The organism is Cupriavidus sp. GA3-3 (genome assembly GCF_000389805.1).
Lineage (GTDB): Bacteria > Pseudomonadota > Gammaproteobacteria > Burkholderiales > Burkholderiaceae > Cupriavidus > Cupriavidus necator_D.
Genome location: NZ_KB944460.1, coordinates 239,432 through 261,330 on the forward strand (window position 1 = coordinate 239,432; position 21,899 = coordinate 261,330).

At 66.3% G+C, this 21,899-nt stretch carries 19 protein-coding genes and 1 pseudogene; 5 read left to right on the forward strand and 15 right to left on the reverse strand.

The features are described 5' to 3' along the window. Window positions 1–12 precede the first annotated feature (12 nt). From aliA to badH, 4 genes are read right to left on the reverse strand one after another with little or no spacing between them, the layout of a single operon-like run. Complete coding sequence (aliA, locus tag C265_RS01050) at window positions 13–1,656, reverse strand: cyclohexanecarboxylate-CoA ligase (protein WP_010810196.1); 1,644 nt, start codon at window positions 1,654–1,656, stop codon at window positions 13–15. Window positions 1,657–1,701: 45 nt separating this feature from the next. Further along, the gene (aliB, locus tag C265_RS01055) at window positions 1,702–2,853 is read right to left on the reverse strand and encodes a cyclohexanecarboxyl-CoA dehydrogenase (protein WP_010810197.1); all 1,152 of its coding nucleotides are present in this window, start codon (window positions 2,851–2,853) and stop codon (window positions 1,702–1,704) included. Window positions 2,854–2,883: 30 nt separating this feature from the next. Beyond that, on the reverse strand, window positions 2,884–3,666 hold the full coding sequence (badI, locus tag C265_RS01060; protein ID WP_010810198.1) for a 2-ketocyclohexanecarboxyl-CoA hydrolase: 783 nt from the start codon (window positions 3,664–3,666) through the stop codon (window positions 2,884–2,886). A gap of 30 nt (window positions 3,667–3,696) precedes the next feature. Continuing rightward, window positions 3,697–4,464 (reverse strand): 2-hydroxycyclohexanecarboxyl-CoA dehydrogenase, encoded by a 768-nt coding sequence (gene badH, locus C265_RS01065; protein WP_010810199.1) that lies wholly within the window; start codon window positions 4,462–4,464, stop codon window positions 3,697–3,699. A 139-nt stretch (window positions 4,465–4,603) separates the two neighbouring features. Here badH and C265_RS01070 point away from each other — a divergent pair, with 139 nt between their 5' ends. Together C265_RS01070 and C265_RS01075 are read left to right on the forward strand one after the other, a co-directional pair. Then, window positions 4,604–5,125: a MarR family winged helix-turn-helix transcriptional regulator gene (locus C265_RS01070; protein ID WP_037023415.1), complete on the forward strand. Its 522-nt coding sequence runs from the start codon at window positions 4,604–4,606 to the stop codon at window positions 5,123–5,125. A gap of 274 nt (window positions 5,126–5,399) precedes the next feature. After that, window positions 5,400–5,693, forward strand: coding sequence for a GYD domain-containing protein (locus C265_RS01075; protein ID WP_010810201.1), 294 nt, complete (start codon window positions 5,400–5,402; stop codon window positions 5,691–5,693). 77 nt (window positions 5,694–5,770) lie between these two features. On the opposite strand, the gene C265_RS01080 is transcribed toward C265_RS01075, so the two are convergent. The 6 genes from C265_RS01080 to C265_RS01105 all read right to left on the reverse strand — a co-directional run bounded on the left by C265_RS01080 (window position 5,771) and on the right by C265_RS01105 (window position 14,961). After that, window positions 5,771–6,787 carry a zinc-binding alcohol dehydrogenase family protein gene (locus tag C265_RS01080; RefSeq protein ID WP_010810202.1) on the reverse strand — a complete coding sequence of 339 codons (1,017 nt, stop codon included), beginning with the start codon at window positions 6,785–6,787 and terminating at the stop codon, window positions 5,771–5,773. Between the two features lie 169 nt (window positions 6,788–6,956). Further along, window positions 6,957–9,773, reverse strand: coding sequence for a formate dehydrogenase subunit alpha (fdhF, locus tag C265_RS01085; RefSeq protein ID WP_010810203.1), 2,817 nt, complete (start codon window positions 9,771–9,773; stop codon window positions 6,957–6,959). A 9-nt stretch (window positions 9,774–9,782) separates the two neighbouring features. Further along, window positions 9,783–11,492 (reverse strand): NADH-ubiquinone oxidoreductase-F iron-sulfur binding region domain-containing protein, encoded by a 1,710-nt coding sequence (locus C265_RS01090; RefSeq protein ID WP_010810204.1) that lies wholly within the window; start codon window positions 11,490–11,492, stop codon window positions 9,783–9,785. A 180-nt stretch (window positions 11,493–11,672) separates the two neighbouring features. Further along, the gene (gene oxlT, locus C265_RS01095; RefSeq protein ID WP_010810205.1) at window positions 11,673–12,992 is read right to left on the reverse strand and encodes an oxalate/formate MFS antiporter; all 1,320 of its coding nucleotides are present in this window, start codon (window positions 12,990–12,992) and stop codon (window positions 11,673–11,675) included. Window positions 12,993–13,671: 679 nt separating this feature from the next. Continuing rightward, complete coding sequence (locus tag C265_RS01100; RefSeq protein WP_010810206.1) at window positions 13,672–13,890, reverse strand: hypothetical protein; 219 nt, start codon at window positions 13,888–13,890, stop codon at window positions 13,672–13,674. Window positions 13,891–14,037: 147 nt separating this feature from the next. Next, complete coding sequence (locus C265_RS01105; protein ID WP_010810207.1) at window positions 14,038–14,961, reverse strand: LysR family transcriptional regulator; 924 nt, start codon at window positions 14,959–14,961, stop codon at window positions 14,038–14,040. Between the two features lie 318 nt (window positions 14,962–15,279). Here C265_RS01105 and C265_RS01110 point away from each other — a divergent pair, with 318 nt between their 5' ends. Next, window positions 15,280–16,221 (forward strand): LysR family transcriptional regulator, encoded by a 942-nt coding sequence (locus tag C265_RS01110; RefSeq protein ID WP_010810208.1) that lies wholly within the window; start codon window positions 15,280–15,282, stop codon window positions 16,219–16,221. Between the two features lie 104 nt (window positions 16,222–16,325). Continuing rightward, a complete protein-coding gene (locus tag C265_RS01115) occupies window positions 16,326–16,631 on the forward strand; it encodes a hypothetical protein (RefSeq protein WP_010810209.1) in 306 nt (101 codons plus the stop codon). Between the two features lie 65 nt (window positions 16,632–16,696). On the opposite strand, the gene C265_RS01120 is transcribed toward C265_RS01115, so the two are convergent. Both C265_RS01120 and C265_RS01125 read right to left on the reverse strand, forming a co-directional pair. Then, entirely contained in the window at window positions 16,697–17,014 is a 318-nt protein-coding gene (locus C265_RS01120) for a HigA family addiction module antitoxin (protein WP_010810210.1), read from the reverse strand. Between the two features lie 11 nt (window positions 17,015–17,025). Continuing rightward, window positions 17,026–17,303, reverse strand: a pseudogene (locus C265_RS01125) (type II toxin-antitoxin system RelE/ParE family toxin). Window positions 17,304–17,576: 273 nt separating this feature from the next. Between C265_RS01125 and C265_RS01130 the strand changes: the two are divergent. Next, a complete protein-coding gene (locus C265_RS01130) occupies window positions 17,577–18,182 on the forward strand; it encodes a TetR/AcrR family transcriptional regulator (RefSeq protein ID WP_010810212.1) in 606 nt (201 codons plus the stop codon). 6 nt (window positions 18,183–18,188) lie between these two features. Here C265_RS01130 and C265_RS01135 read toward each other — a convergent pair whose 3' ends face one another. From C265_RS01135 to frc, 3 genes are all read right to left on the reverse strand, one after another. Then, the gene (locus C265_RS01135) at window positions 18,189–19,766 is read right to left on the reverse strand and encodes an AMP-binding protein (RefSeq protein ID WP_010810213.1); all 1,578 of its coding nucleotides are present in this window, start codon (window positions 19,764–19,766) and stop codon (window positions 18,189–18,191) included. A gap of 279 nt (window positions 19,767–20,045) precedes the next feature. Continuing rightward, window positions 20,046–20,483 carry a PAS domain S-box protein gene (locus C265_RS01140; RefSeq protein WP_010810214.1) on the reverse strand — a complete coding sequence of 146 codons (438 nt, stop codon included), beginning with the start codon at window positions 20,481–20,483 and terminating at the stop codon, window positions 20,046–20,048. Window positions 20,484–20,638: 155 nt separating this feature from the next. Then, a complete protein-coding gene (gene frc / locus C265_RS01145; protein ID WP_010810215.1) occupies window positions 20,639–21,889 on the reverse strand; it encodes a formyl-CoA transferase in 1,251 nt (416 codons plus the stop codon). Window positions 21,890–21,899 lie beyond the last annotated feature (10 nt).

The window sequence follows — 21,899 nt, forward strand, 5'->3', positions numbered from 1 at the left end:
GCGGAACCAGCTTCAGGACGCGTCACCGCGCAGCATCTCGCGCAGCCGGAATTTCTGGATCTTCCCGGCGGGCGTGGCCGGCAAGGCGTCCCGCACCACGAGCTTCTCGGGGATGTACTGCAGCGCCATTTTCTGCGCCTTGAGCCAGTCCACCATCGCCGCCTGGTCGAACGGCTGGCCGGCGCGCGGTACCACGAAGGCGCAGGCGCGCTCGCCCAGGCGCTCGTCGGGATAGGCGACGATGGCCACCTGGGAGACCGCGGGATGGCGGTACAGCAGGGTCTCGACCTCCAGCACGGGGATGTTCTCGCCGCCGCGGATGATCACGTCCTTGCTGCGCCCGGCGATGCGCAGGTAGCCGCTGGCATCCAGCCGTGCGAGGTCGCCGGTGTCGAACCAGCCGTCGGCATCGGTGCCGTTGAGCTGCGGGCGCTTCAGGTAGCCACCGAAGTTGGAACAGGCGCGCACCAGCAGGCGGCCGGTTTCGCCGGGCGGCACGTCGGCGTCGGTGCCGTCCACGATGCGTATTTCGACGCCTGGCAGCGGACAGCCGTCGGTGGTCGAGGCGCGCGCGTCGCTGTCATCCGGCAGCGTGGTGGTAACCGCACCGTTCTCCGTCATGCCCCAGGCCGATACGATCTTCGCGCCGAGCGCCTCGCGGGCGCGCTCGACCAGCGCGCCGGGAATCGGCGCACCGGCGCACAGGAAGATGCGCAGGCTGGGAACCGGCGTGCCGGACTCCGCCACCACACGCGCCAGATCGGTCAGGAACGGCGTCGATCCCATGGTGAAGGTCACGCCCTCCTCGCGGATCAGCGCGGCCGCGCGCGCCGGGTCCCAGATGTCTTGCAGCACAGCATGCGCCCCCAGCAACACCGGCATCAGCAGTCCATACATGAAGCCGGTCTGGTGCGCCATCGGCGACGCCATCAGCACCACATCGTCGCTGGTCAGGCGCAGCCGTTCGGCGTAGGCGACGATGTTGGAGAACAGCGTGTTGGCGCTATGCATCACGCCCTTGGGCTCGCCGGTGGTGCCGGAGGTGTAGATCAGCTGCGTGACGTCGTCCGGGCCGGGACAGCTGCGCAGCAGGATGTTGGCGGCATCGGGCTCATATTCCCAGGCGGGACCGCTAAGCAGTGCTTCAAAGCTGTCCGCGCCATCACCGCCGGCAACAACGATGTGGCGCAGCGCCGGCAATGCCTCGCGCAAACCCTGCAGCATCTGGGCATGGCCGAAGCCGCGGAACAGCTGCGGCACCACCGCCACCTTGCATTGCGCATGCGCCAGCATGAACGACAGCTCGCGCTCGCGGAAGATCGGCATCAGCGGGTTGAGCACCGCGCCCAGCCGCGAGCAGGCGAGATACAGCACAGTCAGGTGCCAGCCGTTCGGGAGCTGGCATGACACCACATCCTGCGCGCCGATGCCGAGGCGGCTGAGGCCCATCGCTACCCGGTCCGCCATCCGGGCCAGTTCGCGCCAGGTGAAGCGTGTCATGCTGCCGCTGTCGAGGCTCAGCGCCGTCAGCGCTGGGGCGTCGGGCCGGTCGCGCACGCAGGCGGCCAGGTAGTCGTTGACGGTGCGGTCATGCCAATGCCTGGCGGCAATGCTGGCGGCACGGCGCGGCGCGATCAGTACGGCGTCGAAATCCATGGGTCTCTCCTCTTTATCGGACGGCTCGGCGGTCGTGGCGCCGCTTCAGGCCGGTACGGCTTCGCGCCCCGCGCGCGTGCGGGCAATGATGGTCTTCATGATCTGTGCCGTGCCGTCGCCGATCTGGAAGCCCAGCACATCGCGCAGGCGCTGCTCCATCACGCCGCGGTCATAACCACCGTGGCCGAACGACAGCAGGCACTGGTGCACCACGTCGTACGCCAGCCTGGGCGCCCACCACTTGCACATCGCCGCCTCGGCGGTATGCGGCAGGCCACGGTCCTTGAGCCACAGCGTCTGCAGGCACAGCAGGCGCGCGCCCTGCACCTGGGTCTCGAAACCGGCCAGCGGATGCGACACGCCCTGGAAGGCCGACAGCGGCTTGCCGAAGGCCTGGCGCTCGGCCACGTAGGCCCAGGTCTCGTCCAGCGCGGCCTGCGCCACCGCCAGCACCTGCAGGCCGATCAGCGCGCGCGAGAAGTCGAAGCCCTGCATCACCTGCACGAACCCCTCCCCCTCCTTGCCGAGCAGGTGGCTGGCCGGCACGCGCACGTTCTCGAAGAAAATCGAGCCGCGCCCGATGGCGCGCTGGCCGTGGCAGTCGAAGCGGTTGCGCGTGATGCCCGGCAGGTCCATCGGCACCAGCAGCGCAGACACGCCGCGCGCGCCGGACTCGACGGTGCCGCTGCGGGCAAAGACCACCGCGGCATCGGCCTGGTCGGCGGCGGAGATCGAGGTCTTCTCGCCGTTGAGCACGTAGACGTCGCCATCGCGCTCCATGCGCAGGCGCAGGCTGGCCGCGTCGGAGCCGCCGCGCGGCTCGGTCAGCGCGATTGCCAGCAGCGCCTCGCCGCGCGTCAGGCGCTGCAGCCACGGTCCGGCGATTTCCGGCTGCGCATGGTGCGCCAGGATCTGGCCATTGAGCGACGCGAGCAAGTTGATGTACGACAGGCTCAGGTCGGCACGCGCCACGGCTTCATGGATCACGCCGGCGGCCAATGAGCCCATGCCCTGCCCGCCATACTGCTCCGGCAGTTCGGGCGCGATAAAGCCCATCTCGCCCATTTCGCGCATCAGCGCGCGGTCCAGCACGCGGGTGCGGTCGCGCTCCAGGTAGCCGGGCGCCACGCGCGCATCGGCAAAGCGGCGCGCGTGCTCGGCCAGCGCCGTCAGGTCTTCGTCAAGATAGGGATTCATGGTGGTCTCCGCTGGTTCGGACGGCACGGCTTACTTCGCGTACTTGCGGAACTCGGGCTTGCGCTTTTCCTGGAAAGCGCGCACGCCTTCGCGCGATTCCTCGGTGTCGTAATAGAGCTTGAGCGCGTACATACCCATGCCGGCGATGCCGCTCTGGTGCGCGGTATCGAGATTGAAGGAGCGCTTGGCAATGGCGATCGCGGTGGGACTCTTCTCCATGATCTCGTCGCACCACTTCTGTACCTCGGCATCGAGCTGCTCGTGCGGCACCACCGCATTGACCAGCCCCATCGCCAGCGCTTCCGCGGCCGGGTAGCGGCGGCACAGGTACCAGATCTCGCGCGCCTTCTTCTCGCCCACCACGCGCGCCAGGAAGGCGGTGCCGTAGCCCGGGTCGACCGAACCGACCTTGGGCCCGACCTGCCCGAATACGGCCTTGTCCGACGCGATGGTGAAATCGCAGATCGTGCACAGCACGTTGCCGCCGCCCACGGCATAGCCCTGCACGCGCGCGATCACCGGCTTGGGCACGTCGCGGATGGCGTTGTGCAGTTCTTCCATCGGCAGGCCAATGGTGCCGCGGCCGTCGTACTGGCCCTCGTGCGCGGACTGGTCGCCGCCGGTGCAGAAGGCCTTTTCGCCGGCACCGGCCAGCACGATGGCGCCGATCTCGCGGTCATAGCCGGCGCGGTTGATGGCGTGGATCAGTTCGTCGCAGGTGCGGCCGCGGAAGGCGTTCATCTTTTCCGGGCGGTTGATGAGGATCCAGGCGGCGCCGTTGCGCACTTCGTACAGGATGTCTTCGTATTGCATGGTGGTCTCCGTTTTCTGGTGTTTGCTTGCTCAGCCGTTCATGGTCAGGCCGCCCGACACGCTCAGCACCTGGCCGGTGATAAAGCCGGCGTCGTCGCTGGCAAAGAACAGCACCGCGCCGGGCAGGTCGTCGGGCTGGCCGATGCGGCCCAGCGGGATCGAGCGGGTAAAGGCTTCCACCAGCTTCTCGGGGTTGCCCGCACCCTGCTTGTAGTCTTCGAACAGCGCGGTCTCGGTCGGCCCTGGGCACACCACGTTGGCGGTGATGCCGTGGCGCGCATGTTCGCGGGCAATCGTCTTGGAGAACGACACCAACCCACCCTTGCATGCGGCATAGACCGCCTCGCCGGACGAACCCACGCGCGCCGCGTCCGAGGCAATGCTGACGATGCGTCCGCGCCGGCGCGCGACCATGCCCGGCAGCACCGCGTGGTGCATGTGCAGCGCGCCGATCAGGTTGATGGCGATCAGCCGATCCCATTGCGCGGGCTCGGTCTTGATGAACGGCTTGAACACATCCCAGCCGGCGTTGTTGACCAGCACGTCCACCGGGCCCAGGCCCTGCTCCACTGCCGCCACCGCGGCATCCACGCTGGCGCGCTCGGTGATGTCGCAGCGGATCGCCAGCGCCCGCCCGCCAGCCTCGCGGATCTGGCCGGCGACGCGCTCGGCCGCTTCCGGGTTAAGGTCGAGTACGCCCACCGCCGCCCCGGCGCGCGCAAAGCGCAAACACGTTGCACCGCCGATACCACCGCCACCACCGGTCACGATGACCGTCTTGCCTTCAAGTCCTTGCACAGCGTTCTCCTTTCAGGATTCCGGTGCTATCGTGCCGGCCATGATGCCGTCACATCGCACCGCCAATTAGGTAAATATATTTACCTATAATAGGAGGCAGCCATTGCCTGCGCAAGACGCCAACACTGTGAAAAAGACTATGGTTAACCCGGACTTAGAAGTAGAACTCCCCACAAACGCGCGCATGGAACTGGCCAACCGGCTTTTCTTCCGGCTATACCAATGCGCAAATATGTTGCATAAAACGGGATCACGAGCCGTCGAGGCAGAGGGCCTGACGACGCAGCAGTGGGCCGTGCTCGGCGCGTTGTCGCGTCCGGAAGCCGCCGATGGCATGAGCGTGGGCGACCTGGCCCGCTACCTGATGGTGAGCCGGCAGAACCTGTCAGGACTGGTCAGCCGGATGGAACGCGACGGCCACGTCACGCTGGCCCCGGACGGCCGCGACCGCCGCTCACGGCTGATACGGATGAGCGAACCGGGCCGGGAGGTCTGGCTGCACCAGGCGCAGCCGAAGATCCGGGCCTATTACGAGCAGGCGCTGACGGGGTTTTCTACCAATGACCTGACGCACACGCTGCATTACCTGCTCAAGTTGCTGGACAACATGCGTGCGCTCGACACGCCCGACAGCGCAGACGGTGGCAGCCCAGGGGACTGAGTCGCACGCAGTATCGCAACTGAAACACACCGGCACACACCGGCCGGCTGGAACAGCCGAGCGCGCGTCCGCGATCCGCATCCTGGCCTGCCGCGCCGACTGGCGCGCAATATGCGTTGGCATGAAGTTGCTCAGACATCGCGAGCATCAACGGTGAGGCGCCATGCCATTCGCGCCTCGCCACGCCCCGAAGCCCTGAACCACTGCCCCGGCCGCTTGCCCCATGCACGCCGCCGGGACGGCGACCGATCCAACCATAACCGGAGGTCCCGCCATGACCCGCTACATCGTGCTAGCCAGCTTCACCGACCAGGGCATCCGCACCGTCAAGGACACCACCAAGCGCGCGGCCGCCGTGCGCGAGATGGGGGCACGCCTGGGCGTGCAGATGAAAGACATCTACTGGACGCTGGGCGAATACGACATCGTGCTCACCGTCGAAGCGCCCGACGACGAGACCATGACCAGCTTCGGGCTGACCATCGGCGCAGCCGGCAACGTGCGCACCCAAACCCTGCGCGCCTTCAATAGCGACGAGATGCAGAGCATCCTCGGCAAGATGGGCTGACCCCTGCCCCGGGAACGCGCAACGCCCGCCGGGACATCCCGGCGGGCGTTGTCGTTTGCCGGGCGCGGCACGCCGGCTCAGAACCCTTCCAGCACCAGCTTGCCGATAGTGCGCCCGCCTTCCAGCATGGCGTGCGCGCGCCGCAGGTTCTCCGCATTGATGCGCCCCAGGTTCTCGCCCAGCGTGGTCTGCAGGCGCCCGGCATCGACCAGCCGCGTGACCTCGTTAAGCAGACGATGCTGCGCGACCATGTCGGGCGTGCTGTACATGGCGCGCGTGAACATGAATTCCCAGACGAAGGTGGCGCTCTTGTTCTTGAGCAATTCCACCGGCAACGGCCGCGTATTTGCGACGATCGTGCAGATCTTGCCCTGCGGGGCGACCACTTCAGCCATCGCCGGGAAATGCCCGTCGATATCGTTGAAGCAGAGGATGTAGTCGACCTCGGCAAATCCCAGCGCCTTCAGCTGCGCCGGCAGGTCGCCGCGATGGTCAACCGTATGGTCGGCGCCAAGGCGGCGGCACCATTCCTGCGACTCGGGCCGCGACGCGGTGGCGATCACGGTCAGCCCGGCCAGCACCTTGGCCAGCTGGATGCCGATCGAGCCCACGCCGCCCGCGCCGCCGATGATCAGCACCGGGCGCCCGGCGTGATCCCCATTGGGCGAAATGCCCAGCCGGTCGAACAGAGCCTCCCAGGCGGTGATCGCCGTCAGCGGCAGCGCCGCCGCGTTGGCGAAATCCAGCGAGGCAGGCTTGTGGCCGACGATGCGCTCATCGACCAGGTGGAACTCGGCGTTGGAGCCGGACCGAGTGATGCTGCCCGCGTAGTAGACCGGGTCGCCGACCTTGAACAGGGTCACCTCCGGCCCCACGGCGGCCACCGTGCCGGCCGCGTCCCAGCCCAGCACGCGCGGCGCGGGCTCTACCTGCGCCTTGGGCGCGCGCACCTTGGTGTCGACCGGGTTGACCGAGACGGCCTCAACCTTCACCAGCAGGTCGCGGCCGCCGGGGCTGGGCATGTCGATCTCCACGTCTTGCAGCGAACGCGGGTCGGAGATGGGCAGGTACTGGGTCAGGCCGATGGCTTTCATGGCGGGCTCCGGGTTGTGTAGGGAATGAACCGAAGCGTAGCCTGTCACGATTGATTTGATTAGCCGGAAGCTACAGCAATCAATTTCCCGAAACTCCGGATAATCACCCAACAAAAAGGGCCGCCTGCGCTACCCGCGCAGACGGCCCCGCCAGGGCTTGCGGTCGGCCCTACACCGCCGCCAGGATCTGCCCGCCGCCGTAGCTCGACTGCTCCGGCGGCGCGCCGCCCAGTGCCATCTTCACCGCGCAGTACTTGAACTCCGGGATCTTGCCGAAGGGGTCCAGTGCCGCATTGGTCAGCTTGTTGATCGCCGCCTCGTAATAGCAGAACGGCACGAACACCGCCCCGCGCGGCGTGCCGGCGTCGGCCCGCGCGTACAGCGTGACTTCGCCGCGGCGCGATGCCAGCGTGACCACGTCGCCCGGCTTGCCGCCCAGCGCGTCCAGGTCCAGCGGGTGCACCAGCGCCACCGGATCGGGCTCGATCGCATCCAGCACGCCGGCGCGCCGCGTCATGCTGCCGGTGTGCCAGTGCTCGAGCTGGCGGCCGGTGATCAGCACCATCGGGTAGTCGATATCGGGCCGCTCGGCTGCCGGGATGATGTCGGCCGGCACGAAGCGCCCCCGGCCGCTGGCGGTCGGGAAGCTGTCGATAAAGATCACCGGTTCGCCCGGGTCGCCCTCTTCCTTGCACGGATAAGTCACGGCGTGTTCGCGCTCCAGCCGCTCCCAGGTCACGCCGCCGATGCTGGGCATGGCCTGGCGCATCTCGTCGAAGACCTCGGCCACGCCGTCGTAGTGCCAGTCCAGCCCCAGCTGCGCCGCCATCTGCTGGATGATCCACAGGTCCTGGCGCGCCTGCCCCGGCGGGTTCAATGCCTGGCGGCCGAGCTGGACGGTGCGGTCGGTGTTGGTGAAGGTGCCGGTCTTCTCCGGGAAGGCCGAAGCCGGCAGCACCACGTCGGCCAGGTAGGCGGTCTCGGTCAGGAAGATGTCCTGCACCACCAGGTGGTCGAGCGAGGCCAGCGCCTCGCGCGCATGCTCGGCGTCGGGGTCTGACATCGCCGGGTTCTCACCCATGATGTACATGCCGCGCACCTCGCCGCGCTCGATCGCCTGCATCACCTCGACCACGGTCAGGCCGGGCTGGCGGTCCAGCGGCATGCCCCACAGCGCCTCGAAGCTGGCGATCGCCACGGGATCGTCCACGCGGCGGTAGTCCGGGTACATCATCGGGATCAGGCCGGCATCGGACGCGCCCTGCACGTTGTTCTGGCCGCGCAGCGGATGCAGGCCGGTGCCGGGGCGGCCGATCTGGCCGGTCATCAGCGCCAGCGCGATCAGGCAGCGCGCGTTGTCAGTGCCGTGCACGTGCTGCGACACGCCCATGCCCCACAGGATCATCGAGGCCTTGGACGTGGCATACAGCCGCGCCACCTCGCGGATGACTTCGGCCTCGATGCCGCACACCGGCGCCATCAGTTCCGGGCTGTACGCCGCGACATTGCGCTGCAGCTCGTCAAAGCCGATGGTGCGGCTGTCGATGAAGTCCTGGTCCACCAGGCCCTCGGTGACGATGACATGCATCATCGCGTTGAGCAGCGCCACGTCGGCATCGGGCTTGAACTGCATGAAGCGATGGGCAAAGCGCGCCAGGTCCGAGCGGCGCGGATCTGCCACGATCAGCTTGGTGCCGTTCTTCACCGCATTCTTGATCCAGCTGGCCGCGACCGGGTGGTTCACGGTCGGGTTGGCGCCGATCACGATCACCACCTCGGCCTTGTCGACATCCATCACCGGGTTCGATACCGCGCCCGAGCCGATCCCCTCCAGCAGCGCCGCCACCGACGAGGCATGGCACAGCCGCGTGCAGTGGTCGACGTTGTTGCTGCCAAACCCGGTGCGCACCAGCTTCTGGAACAGGTAGGCCTCTTCATTGCTGCCCTTGGCCGAGCCAAACCCTGCCAGCGCGCGCTTGCCGTGGGTGTCGCGGATCTGCGCGAGCTTGCCGCCAGCCAGCGCCAGCGCCTCTTCCCAGGTGGCCTCGCGGAACACGTCCATGACGTGGTCCGGATCCATGACGAAATCGCCCTGCTTGGGCACGCCTTCGCGGCGCACCAGCGGCACCGTCAGGCGCTGCGGATGCTGCACGTAGTCAAAACCGTAGCGGCCCTTCACGCACAGCCGCTCGTGGTTGGCCGGGCCATCGCGCCCTTCCACGAACAGGATGCGGTTGTCCTTGATGTTGTAGGTCAGCTGGCAGCCCACGCCGCAGTACGGGCAGACCGAGTCCACCTGCTTGTCCGGCACCGCCAGCGCGGCGTCGCGCGCGGGCATCAGCGCACCGGTCGGGCAGGCCTGCACGCATTCGCCGCAGGCCACGCAGGTCGACGCGCCCATGGGGTCGTCCATGTCGAACACGATGCGGGCTTCGTCGCCGCGCAGGGCCAGGCCGATCACGTCGTTGACCTGCTCGTCGCGGCAGGCACGCAGGCAGCGCGTGCACTGGATGCAGGCATCCAGGTTGACGGCGATGGCCGGATGCGACAAATCCGCCGCCACGCGTTCGCGCGGGGCAAAGCGCGGCTTGCCGACCTCCAGCTTCGCGGCCCACTGGTCCAGCTCGTTGTGGCGGGTGTAGTCGGTCTCGGGCATGTCCGACTGCAGCAGTTCCAGCACCGTGCGCTGGGCGCGGCGGGCGCGCTCGGATTCGGTCTGCACCTGCATGCCCTCGGCGGGATAGCGGCAGCAGGACGGGGCCAGCACGCGCTCGCCCTGGATCTCGACCATGCAGGCGCGGCAGTTGCCGGCGGGCTCCAGGCCGTCCTTGTAGCACAGGTGCGGCACGTCGAAGCCTTCGCGCTGGGCCACCTTGAGCAGGCTTTCGCCGGGCTGGGCGCTCACCTCGCGGCCATTGAGCGTGAAGGTGACGGCTGGCTCGGCGGATTCGACAAGCGCGCGTTCGGCGCGGGTCAGTGCATTCATGTCAGTCTCTCAGGCCAGTTCGTGCGGGAAGTACTTGATGACGCAGTCGACGGGATTGGGCGCGGCCTGCCCCAGCCCGCAGATCGATGCATCGCGCATCACCGCGGACAGGTCATCCAGCGCCGGCAGGTCCCACTTCGGCTGGCGGATCAGGTCGAGCGTCTTGGCGGTGCCGGTGCGGCACGGTGTGCATTGCCCGCAGGACTCGTGCTTGAAGAAGTGCATCAGGTTGCGCGCTGCCTGCGTGGCGCTGTCCTGGTCGGACAGGATCACCACCGCGGCCGAGCCGATAAAGCAGCCGTAGGGCTGCAGCGTGTCGAAGTCCAGCGGGATATTGCCCATCGACGCCGGCAGGATGCCGCCCGAGGCGCCACCCGGCAGGTAGCCGTAGAACGCATGGCCGTCGAGCATGCCGCCGCAGTATTCATCGATCAGCTCGCGCACGGTAATGCCGGCCGGTGCCAGGTGCACGCCGGGGCGTTTCACGCGGCCCGAGACCGAGAACGAGCGCAGGCCCTTGCGCCCGTTGCGCCCCTGCGAGGCAAACCACTCGGCGCCCTTCTCGATGATGTCGCGCACCCAGTACAGGGTCTCGAAGTTGTGTTCCAGCGTGGGCCGTCCGAACAGGCCCACCTGCGCCACATAGGGCGGGCGCAGCCGCGGCATGCCGCGCTTGCCTTCGATCGACTCGATCATGGCCGACTCTTCGCCGCAGATATAGGCGCCCGCGCCGCGGCGCAGTTCGATCGTCGGCAGGCCGGGGATTGGCGGGTCTTGCTGCAGCCGCTGAAGTTCTTCCGCCAGCAGCTCGCGGCAGCCGGCGTATTCGTCGCGCAGGTAGATATAGATCGCTGACACGTTGACCACCGTCGCCGCGATCAGCATGCCTTCCAGGAAACGGTGCGGATCGCGTTCCAGGTAGACGCGGTCCTTGAAGGTGCCGGGCTCGCCCTCGTCGATGTTGATGGCCATCAGCCGGGGCGCGGGCTCGTTCTGCACGATGCGCCATTTGCGCCCGGTCGGGAAGCCTGCGCCGCCCAGGCCGCGCAGGCCGGAGTCCTCCATCGTGCACAGCACGGCGGCCGGATCCAGGTCGCCGCTGGCGAGGGACTTCAGCAAGGCATAGCCGCCGTCCTTCCGGTAAGCGTCGTAGCCGATATAGGGCTCGGGCGCATGGCGCACGGCCTTTGCCTGCACGGCGGCGTCGATGGCCTCGGCCGTGGCGGTGTCGACCGGATTCTGCCCGACCAGCGCCGCGGGCGCCTTCTCGCAGCGGCCGATGCAGGGCGCGGCCACCACGCGCACGTCAGTGCCGAGCAGCGCGGGCAGCTTGTCGATCAGCGCCTGTGCGCCCGCCAGCTCGCAGGCAATGCCTTCGCATACGCGCACGGTCAACGCCGGCGGCGGTGCGATCTGGCCGTCGGCGTCCTCGCGTACCACGTCGAAGTGGTGGTAGAAGGTGGCGACTTCATAGACCTCGGTCATCGACAGCCGCAGTTCGCTGGCCAGCGCCACCAGGTGCGGCATCGCCAGCTGGCCGTAGCGGTCGTTGATGCAGTGCAGGTGTTCGATCAGCAAGTCGCGCCGGCGGGGCATGTCGCCCAGCGCCACGCGCACTTCGGCCAGCGCGGCCGCGTCTACCTGCCGGCCCTTGGGCTGGCGGCGCTTGCGCTGCCGGCCGAGCCCCGTCGCCTCGAGAGGAATGACAACCTGGTTCATGGCGTGCCTGGATTCTGTTTGTGGGTATCCGATGTGCGATCAGGAAGGCGCCCGGCGGGCCGCCTCCCTGTCGCTCTTTCTATTTTTCGTATTGTGCTACCGGGCGCGGCGCCTGTGCACGCATCGCAGCCGCCACGTCCGGATCCTGCCGGCGCCGGAGGCGCCGTACTGCTTTCTTCATCAGGTCAGGTCTTCCGGCACGGTACGGTAGCCCATCGGTGCCGAGGCATTGGCATGCACATACTTGCGGGCATGGGCCTCGCGCATCGGCTTGAGCACGAACAGCGCCATCACCGCGGTCAATGCCGCCATGCCGGAGGCCACCATGAAGACCGCATGCCAGCTGCCGGTGGCAGTGGTGATCACGCTGGAGAACGGCACCAGCAGCGCGGCCGTGCCCTTGGCGGTGTACAGCAGGCCCGCGTTGGTGGCGGCAAACTTCGGCCCGAAGGTGTCGCCGCAGGTGGCAGGGAACAGGCTGTAGATCTCACCCCAGGCAAAGAACACCACGCCTGTCAGCACCACGAAGGCAACCGGATGGTGGCCGTACTTGGACAGCAGCAGGATGCCGATGGCCTCGACCCCGAAGGCAAAGAACATGGTGCGTTCACGGCCGATATGATCGGAGATCCAGCCGAAGAACGGGCGCGTCAGGCCATTGAGCACGCGGTCGATGGTCAGTGCGAAGGTCAGCGCCGGCAAGGTCAGGCCGAGGATCGAGATCGGGGCGTCGTGCAGGCCGAAGTCCTTGGCGATCGGGCCGAGCTGGGCGGTGGCCATCAGGCCGCCGGCGGCCATCATCACGAACATCGCATACATGACCCAGAAGATCGGCGACTTCAGCACCTCGCGCGGCGAAGCGTTGTAGGTTGCGGCAGCCTTCAGCGTGGACTTGACCTCGCTCAGGATCTTGGCCGACGGCGGGTACAGGGCCATGCCCAGGATGAACACGATCAGGCCCTGGCCAAGACCGAACCACAGGAACGCAGCCTCATAGCCCGAAGTCTTGATCATGTTGGCAATGGGCACCACGGTCAGCGCCGAGCCCGCGCCGAAACCGGCTGCGGTAATCCCCGCTGCCAGGCCCCGGCGATTGGGAAACCATTTCAGCGCGTTGCCCACGCAGGTGCCATACACAGCGCCCGCGCCCAGGCCGCCGATCGCCGCCGCGAAGTAAAGCATGGGCAGCGAGGACGCCACCGAGTTCAGGGCCCAGGCAATGGCGCACAGCAGGCCGCCGCCCACCACTACCGGACGCGGGCCGTACTTGTCGACCAGATAGCCTTCAATCGGGACCAGCCAGGTTTCCGTCACGACGAAGATGGTGAAGGCCACCTGGATCGCGGTGCGGCCCCAGTGGTACTTGTCGTCGATCGGGTTGACGAACAGCGTCCAGCCGTATTGCATGTTGGCGATCATCGCCATGCAGATCACGCCGAATACCAGTTGCACCCACGGCGACGCAAAGCGCGACGTGGACTCCCTCTGCTGCAATTCCATGATGTCTCCTTATAGCGGCGTGCCGCCAAGGTGGAAGATGGGCGCCTGTAGACGCCTCTGCGTGACTCTCAGTCAAAGAACAGCTGAGCCGTTCTAGTGCTATACGGTATGTGATATATCAGGTAAGTCAAGCGTATTCGTCGCGGCTCTGCAGCATGGGATCGCGGTGAGTGACGCCTGGGTGGCCGTTGCTGCAGTGCGACTGGTGCGCACACTGCATCAATGGCCGGTCCGACAGCATCCGGAGTCGTTGGAAATCAAGCAGTTGCCATGCATCGGCACATTAATCGGCCGACTGATGGCATCCGCAAGAATGCCGGGGATCGCGCCCCGGAAAAATCGGGAAAACGATGAATTGGGGAAAGTCCCTAGATGCATACATTAATGTCTGGTGACGCGCGTATGGCTTGGGAACGACGCCGGAAGCGGCGTTAAAGACACAGCAGGGAGCCTGCCGGCCTGGAACCGGGGCGCAGGAAGAGGGGTCGTGCAGGGCGATCGCTGGCAGCGATCGGGGAGGAAGATGGTGGCGGCCGCAGGTTCGTGCAGAACCCTGCCCTGGCTCGCGGCGAATGCCGCAGATCAGGTGTCAACCGAGGTACTGCCACAAGGGGTGCCGGCCGCTACAACCCTTGCTGGTTGCGCGGTTCAGCGCGATGGCGCATGGCGCCGGCGCGCATTACGCGTAGGCCAGTTCACCGGCAGCGGGCACGATGCGCGACGGGCTGGCACGGCCCACGCCATCGCCTTCCTGGTTCGAGCCCAGGCCGGCAAAGCGACCGTGCTCCTGCGCGGTCACCAGCACGTCCATCGGCAGGCGCGTGGCCAGCAGCGTGGTCACGCCGGCACCGGCAGCAATCAGGCCCAGGCCAAGAGCGAAGAGAAGAGCGACTTCCATTTGAAAACTCCAATAGCGTTGTGATCAGGAGTTTTCATTATATGCTGCACCGCACTATGTGTAAATATCCTGTATGTGATATATCAATAGAAGTTTTGCACTAATACAACGAATGCCCGCCCCATGCCCCCTGATGAGCCGATTGCCTCACACCATGGTGGTTTTTCGATGCACCACCGGCGACTCCTGATATTCCTGGCCACGCAAGGCATCCCAGATTGCCGCGGCATTGGGCTTGAGCGAGCGGCTCTTGCGCCGAACCAGCATCACCGTGGAAGTCACCTGCGGACGCAGCGGCCGCATCACCGCCGCCGGATTCATGCCGCCCACCTGGGCACGCGACGGCACCACGCCGATGCCAAGGCCCAGCGCCACCATGCCGAACACTGCGGCAAAGTGGCCGAGCAACTGCAGCGAGCCCGCGCGCACGTGATAGCTGCTGAGCGCCTTCTCCACCGCGGGCTGCATGCCGCACTGCTGGTCCAGGGCCAGCACGCGGGCATCGCTCAGGTCGCCCCACCCTACCGCGTCGCGCATCGCCAGCGGGTGCTGGGCGGGCAGGACGGCGTGGTAGGCATCGACGCACAGCGGTTCACAATAGAGGTCGTCGGTTGGCTTCGGATCGGTGGCAATGCCGAAGTCCACCTCGCCGCTGCGCACGCTTTGCAGCACCGACTCCTGCGAGCGGTCCTTCAGGTGGATGGCAATCGCCGGCCACGCTTGCCGGCAGCCGGCCAGCCAGGTCGGCACCGACATCGAGCTGAGCACCGGATCCGAAGCGATCTGCACCAGGCCCTGGCACGGACGGCTGGCGCTCTGGCTGTCGCGCAGGGTCTGCTCGACCTCTTCGATCAGGTGGCAGATGCGCTGCGACAGGTGCTGGCCGGCATCGGTCAGTTCCACCTGGCGCGTGGTACGGTCGAACAGGCGCTGGTCGATCTCATCTTCCAGTTCACGCACGCTGCGGCTGACCGCGGATTGCGTCAGGCCCAGCTCAACCGAGGCACGCGTAAAGCTCTTGTGCCGCGCCACTGCGGCGAAGGCCTTCAGTTGGGGGAGCGAGATATTCACGACCTGCCCCCCTGCCCCGCACCGGCGTGGCTGCGACGGGTCTCTTCAGGCATGGCGGGGTGCCGCGTTGCACGCACCGTTGCATTCAGTCCGGTCACGGTAGTCTCCTTGTGTATTTTTTGTCGTGGCTGTAGGCAGCCATCGTTGTTATCGGCCATGCTTGTGGCCATTGGCGGGCTCCTGGCGCAAGCCGGAGAGCCGGATTCGGGGCGGGGCAGGCAAATCCGACGATTGATGCTACTTGAATCTAAGATCAGCACTGCATAAAGTTTTTTATCGTTTATATAGCCAATCGTTTATATATTGCACGGGACGAGGATGAGGAACGCCACACTGCGGCAGTTGAAGGTCTTTGAGACCGTTGCCCGCCATATGAGCTTTTCACGCGCTGCCGAGGAACTGCACCTGACGCAGCCCGCGGTATCGACCCAGGTGCGGCAGCTGGAGCACCACGTGGGGCTGCCCCTGTTCGAGCAGTTGGGCAAGAAGATCTACCTGACCCCGGCGGGCCACGAGATGCTGCATTACAGCCGCAGCATCATCCAGCAGTTCCGCGAGGCCGAAGACGCCATGTCCCAGCTCAAGGGCATCTCCGGCGGCCGGCTCAACGTGGCGGTGATCAGCGCCGGCGACTATTTCTTTCCGCGCCTGCTGGCCGAGTTCATGAACCGCCATGAAGGCGTGACGCTGAACCTTGCCGTGCATAACCGCGAGGAATTGCTGCACCAGCTGGCCGGCAACCTGACCGACCTGGCGGTGATGGTGCGTCCGCCCGAAGGCATGGACACCATCAACGAGGCCTTCGCCCCCCATCCCTATGTCATCGTGGCTGCGCCCACCCACCCGCTGGTCGGACAGCGCAATATCCCGCTGGCCGAGCTGGCTGATGAAGCCTTCGTTTCACGCGAGAAAGGCTCGGATACCTGGAATTCAATGCAGGAGGGCTTTGCCGGGCGTCTGTCGAACATGCGCATCGCGATGGAGATCAAGAGCACCGAGACCATCAAGCAGGCCGTGATCGCCAATATGGGCATCGCCTTCCTGTCGGCGCACACGGTCGGCCTGGAATTGCAGGCCGGCAAGCTCGCGGTGCTGGACATCGAGGGCTTCCCGGTGATGCTCAACTGGTATGTGGTGCACCGCAAGAACAAGCGGCTGCCACCGGTGGCGCTGGCGTTCAAGCAGTTCCTGATGGAGGAAGGCGCGGGACTGATCGAGCGGATTACCGGGGTGGAAGGTTTGATCAGTCAGAATGCATAAACAATTGATTATGGTTTTGCTATGAAACTTTAATTATCGTAAATCATCCGCGGTCCCTATGCTTGTCTCAACCCAACCGCTACAGCGCATCTGAGGAGACGAGCATGAACCAGGTCCAGCAGGAAAGCAGCCAGGCTGCCATCACGGTCGGCACCGATAACCAACCCATTCCGCGCGACACCCAGCTCGCCGCCTACAACGCCGCGTTTATCGAGCTGGGCCTGCGCTTCCGCTGGGACGCCGAGATGTATGAATGGCTGTGCGGCATCGAATGCGAGAAGGCGCGCGTGGCCCGCTATATCGAAGAACACCACGCGCACTTGCTGGCCGCCTATGACGCCGCCTTTCTGAGCGCGCTGATCTTCGAGAAGAAGAACGAATACCTGCGCGCGGTCGGTCATCTCAACTGAAGGGCCGCTCGGTTCACGGCGAGGCGCGCGAGCGGCCTCGCCTTTTTGCCTGGCCCGCATGTCCCTCAGGCGAGATCGGCCTCCGCAGCCTTGCCTGCGGGGCGGGGCAGCCGTTTGATGCGCTTGCGCGGCCTTTGCGCCGCGACCCAGAGGTCGTATGCCATCTGCATGCCGCTCCACATCTCGCGGCTCGCGCCCAGGGCTTCTTCCAGGCGAATGGCAATATCCGGCGTGATCGATGCATGACCATTCAGGATGCGCGAGAGCGTTGCGCGCGTCACGCTGATGTGCGCGGCGAACGCCGTAATGGTCATATCGTCCATGCCAGCGAGCCAATCGGCCAGCACCGCGCCGGGGTGCGGCGGGTTGTGCATGCGCGTCATGATGAAGTCCTTCAGTGGTAGTCCTGGTAATCGACGACGATGACGTCGATGCCGTCGAACATGAATGTCAGCCGCCAGTTGCCATTGACGCTGACAGACCAGGGCCGGACATGTCGCCGCCCAGTTGATGCAGCTTCCAACCTGGCACCCCCATGTCCCGGGGTCTCGTGGCGTGATCCAGCGCACCGAGCTGATTGCGCAATCTCTGCGCGTGATGCGGCTGGATTCCCGCCTTGGAGCCAGTCTCGAAGAAACGTTTGAGGCCCGCATGGGCGAAACTCTTGATCATCGATTTCCAGGTAGCAAAGAATGTATAGCGTATAGATACACTATACAAGCGTTAGAAGCTTGCTTGCGTTGCCGGGGACGGACTCTATCACCTGAAGCGCACTGGGAAACCAGTCGGCGGCTGCTTTTGAGCCATTACTCATTCCGCGCCTGGGGGAGCTGGCGATGTGCCGGCCGGCATGGATCCATTGCCATGCCGGCCCGGGCGCAGTCGTCGTAAGATTCGGCATCAACACTCACGCGCCCGCCACTTGCCCGGCTTGCCACCCGTTTCATGCCGACTCGACGCACCGACGAAGAATTTGCCCACGAACTGACCCGGCTGCTGAGCACCGAAGGCGTGTCGTCGCTGACCATCGGCGAGATTGCCCGACGCATGCGCTGCTCACGGCGGCGCCTGTACGAGATCGCGCCGACCAAGGAGGCGCTGTTCGTCGGCATCTGCCGCGACGTGCTCGCTGACAACCTGGAAAGGGGCTTTGCCGCGGCGCGCCGCGAAAGCGATGCGGCGCGGGCAGTGTCCGCCTACCTGCATGCCGCGCTCAACACATCGGGACTGAGCAAGGCCGCGCTGGCGGACCTGGATGCGATCGACAGCGGCCGGGCGGCATTCGACGACTACCAGCTGGCGCGCGTGCGCGGGCTTGAGAGCCTGCTCGAGGCAGGCATGCGGCAAGGGCTGATGGCGCCGCACAATCCGCGGCTGGTTTCCGAAGCGATCCTGGGCGCCGCGCACCGGCTGCGCAACCAGCAGTTCCTGAAGGAAACCGGCCTGAAGATCGGCGATGCCTTCAGCGAGTTCTACGAGATCATCCTGAACGGCCTGCTGTGCCGCGCGGACACCGGCGCGCGCTCGTCCCAGCCGCACGCCGGAAGGTAACCGCGCTCAGGCCACCTGCCTCTCCTGGCCGCCCCAGTAGCGGCCGCGGATGGCCTTGCGGTCGATCTTGCCCAGCGCGGTCAGCGGCAGCTCATCCACGAACACCACCTGCTTGGGCGCATTGACCACGCCCTTGTGCTGCGTCACGTGGCCGATCACGTCGGCCTCGGTAAGCGCGGCACCGGGCCGTGCCACGACCACGGCGGTGACCGCCTCGCCCCACTTGGCGTCGGGGATGCCGATCACCGCGGACATGGCGATGGCCGGGTGCAGCGCCAGGCAATGCTCCACCTCGCTCGGGTACACGTTGAAGCCGCCGCTGATGATCATGTCCTTGGCGCGGTCGACGATGTACAGGAAGCCCTCGCTGTCGCAACGGGCCATGTCGCCGGTATGCAGCCAGTCGCCGGCAAAGACCTTGGCGTCTTCCTCGGGCCGGTTCAGGTAGCCTTCCATCACCAGCGGACCGCGCACGCACAGCTCGCCCACCTCGCCCGGCGCGACTTCACGCAGGTCGGGGTCCAGCAGCTTGACCTGGTTGCCCGGGATCACCTTGCCGCACGAGCGCAGGCGCTCGGGGTTGTCCGGATCGTGGTCGCGCTGGCTCAGGTAGCTGATGCACATCGGCACTTCAGCCTGGCCGTAGACCTGTCCGAACACCGGGCCGATGCGGCGCAGCGCGTCAGCGAGACGCACCGGCGCGATCGGCGCCGCGCCGTAGAGCACCAGCTCCAGGCTGGACAGGTCGGCCGTGTCCAGCCCGTCGCAATCGAGCAGGCCATAGATCTGCGTGGGCACCAAAAAGGTCAGGTTGATCCGTTGTTCGGCCACGCGTCGCAGGAAATCGGCGGGACTGAACTTGTCGCACACGTAGATGGTGCCGCCGCGCAGCAGCGTCGGCAGGAACAGGCTGCCGGACGCATGCGAGATCGGCGTGGTCACCAGGTAGCGGATCTGCGCCGGCCATTCGTAGCTGGCCAGCATGTACTGCAGCACCGTCACCGTGGTCCGGTGCGTATGCAGGATGCCCTTGGAACGGCCAGTGGTGCCGCCGGTATAGGCCAGCCGGCTGATTTCCGTGGGGTCGTCGCCGGGAACCACGGGCGTGTCATCGAACGCAGCCGCCGCATTGGCCAGGCCAGGCCCGAACTCGCCATCGTCCAGCGGCAGGACCTGCAGGCCGGCGCCGGCTGCCAGCACGCGCGCGCGCTCGGTGAAGCGGGCGTTGTCCACCACCAGCGCCCGCACCCCGGCATCCTGCAGCACGAAGGCGTGATCCGCTTCCGATGCCATCGGATGCAGCGACACATTCTTCAGCCCGGCCAGCTGCGCGGCGATGATGGCGGCGACCGCTTCGGTGCGGTTGCCCACCAGGAAGGCCACGGCATCCTGGCGCGCCAGGCCGCGGGCGGCAAACAGCCGCGCGACGCGCGCGCACTGCCGCGCGAGCGCCTCATAGCTCAGCGTGGTGTCGTCGCCGACGATGGCGGGCACGCCGGGCCTGGCACGCAGCGCGGCCGCATAGAGCTGGCCCACCGTAGCGCCGCCATGGACTACCGCAGCGGCCGAAGCTTGACGGCTCATGTTGCCTCCTCGGATCTGTCTTTGTCAGGGCTCCAAATGTAGGAGGCATTCGGTACTCAGTCAACGCTTTTGGTACCGAAAAGACCACGATCGGCTACGCCAAAGCGGCGCTGGAAGTGCATGCCGGCCACCTATTCGGGAAAACTCGGGGGACAATCGAGACCTGCGCGGCGGCCCCGGCCGGGGCCGCCGCGCAAACAGGAAACGGCCAGGACCAGGCCTGGCCACCGGGCCGACGCGCTGCGCGGCTGGCCCGGGATCACGGAAATGGCACGCGCCTCAGGCCTGTTCCTTGACCTGGTTTTCCAGCTCCACCAGCCGCTTCTTCAGCGCCCGCTCCTCCTGGAAGCGCACGGTCTCGTCGCGGATCACGGCGACGATGCCGGTGATGGCGCCCGCATCATCCTTGAGCAGCGCCACGGTGAAGGCGATCGACATGGCCTTGCCGTCCTTGTCGACCGCGGGCACCTTGAGCAGGTCGTGGCCGTAGCGCGTGATGCCGGTCGCCATGGTCTTGCCGTAGCCCTCCCAGTGCCGCCCGCGCAGGCGCTCAGGGATGATCAGGTCGAGCGACTTGCCCATGACCTCGGCCTGGGTAAAGCCGAACATGCGCTCGGCGGCGGGATTCCATAGCGTGATGGCGCCCTTGGCGTCGGAGATGATGATGGCGTCGCCGATGGCGGACACCAGTTGCGCGTAATCGATCTGGTCTGTCATGGGGATTCCCTCGTTATTACCAGGGCCGGTCGGCGCCAGCCTGTCATGGCCATCAAGGTAGCGTGCCACATGGCCACGCTGCAAGCAAAAACGCCGGGGCCCGCTATGCGCGAGACCCCGGCGTACACTCCGGCCACAAGTGCCGGCGGGCAGCGTCAGATCACCTGGGACTCGCGCAGGCGCTTGATGTCGTCCGCGCCGTAGCCCAGGCCGGCCAGCACCTCTTCGCTATGCTCGCCCAGCAGTGGCGACCCGGTGATCTCCGGCTTGAGGTCGGAGAACTTGATCGGGCTGCCCACCGTCAGGTAGGTACCGCGCTCCTTGTGCGGCACCTCGGTGATGCTGCCGCTGGCGCGCAGCGACGGATCGGCGGCGATTTCCTTCATCGACAGCACCGGCGAGCACGGGATGTCGAACTTGCGCAGGATGTCCACGGCCTCGTACTTGGTCTTGTCGGCCAGCCATTCCTCGATGGTGTTGAAGATATCGAAGATATGCGGCTGGCGAGCCTTGGCGGTGGCGTAGTTGGGATCGGAAATCCATTCCGGCTTGCCCAGCGCCTTGCAGATCGGCTCCCAGGCATGGCCCTGGATGGTGAAGTAGATATAGGCGTTGGGGTCGGTTTCCCAGCCCTTGCACTTCAGCACCCAGCCCGGCTGGCCGCCGCCGCCCGCGTTGCCGCCGCGCGGCACCACGTCGCTGAAGCTGCCGTGCGGATACTGCGGGTACTCTTCCAGGTAGCCCAGGCGGTCCAGGCGCTGCTGGTCGCGCAGCTTGACCCGGCACAGGTTCAGCACCGCATCCTGCATCGACACAGCCACCTTCTGGCCCTTGCCGGTCTTGTCGCGGCCGATCAGCGCGGTGAGGATGCCGATGGCCAGGTGCATGCCGGTGTTGGAATCGCCCAGCGCCGCGGCGGACACCGTCGGCGGGCCATCCCAGAAGCCGGTGGTCGAGGCCGCGCCGCCGGCGCACTGGGCCACGTTCTCGTAGACCTTCAGGTCTTCATAGTGGTGGCCGTCGCTGAAGCCCTTGACCGAAGCCACGATCATCTTCGGGTTCAGTTCGTTGATGCGTTCCCACGAGAACCCCATGCGGTCCAGCGCGCCCGGGCCGAAGTTCTCGACCAGCACGTCCGACTCGCGGATCAGCTGCTCCAGGATCTTCTTGCCTTCCGGCTTCTTGGTGTCCAGCGTCAGGCTGCGCTTGTTGCTGTTGAGCATGGTGAAGTACAGCGCATCGACATCCGGGATGTCGCGCAGCTGGGTGCGCGTCACGTCGCCGGAACCGGGGCGCTCGACCTTGATCACGTCCGCACCGAACCACGCGAGAAGCTGCGTGCAGGCGGGACCGGCCTGGACGTGCGTGAAGTCGATGATCTTGATGCCGTTGAGTGGGAGGTTCACTTTCGTTCTC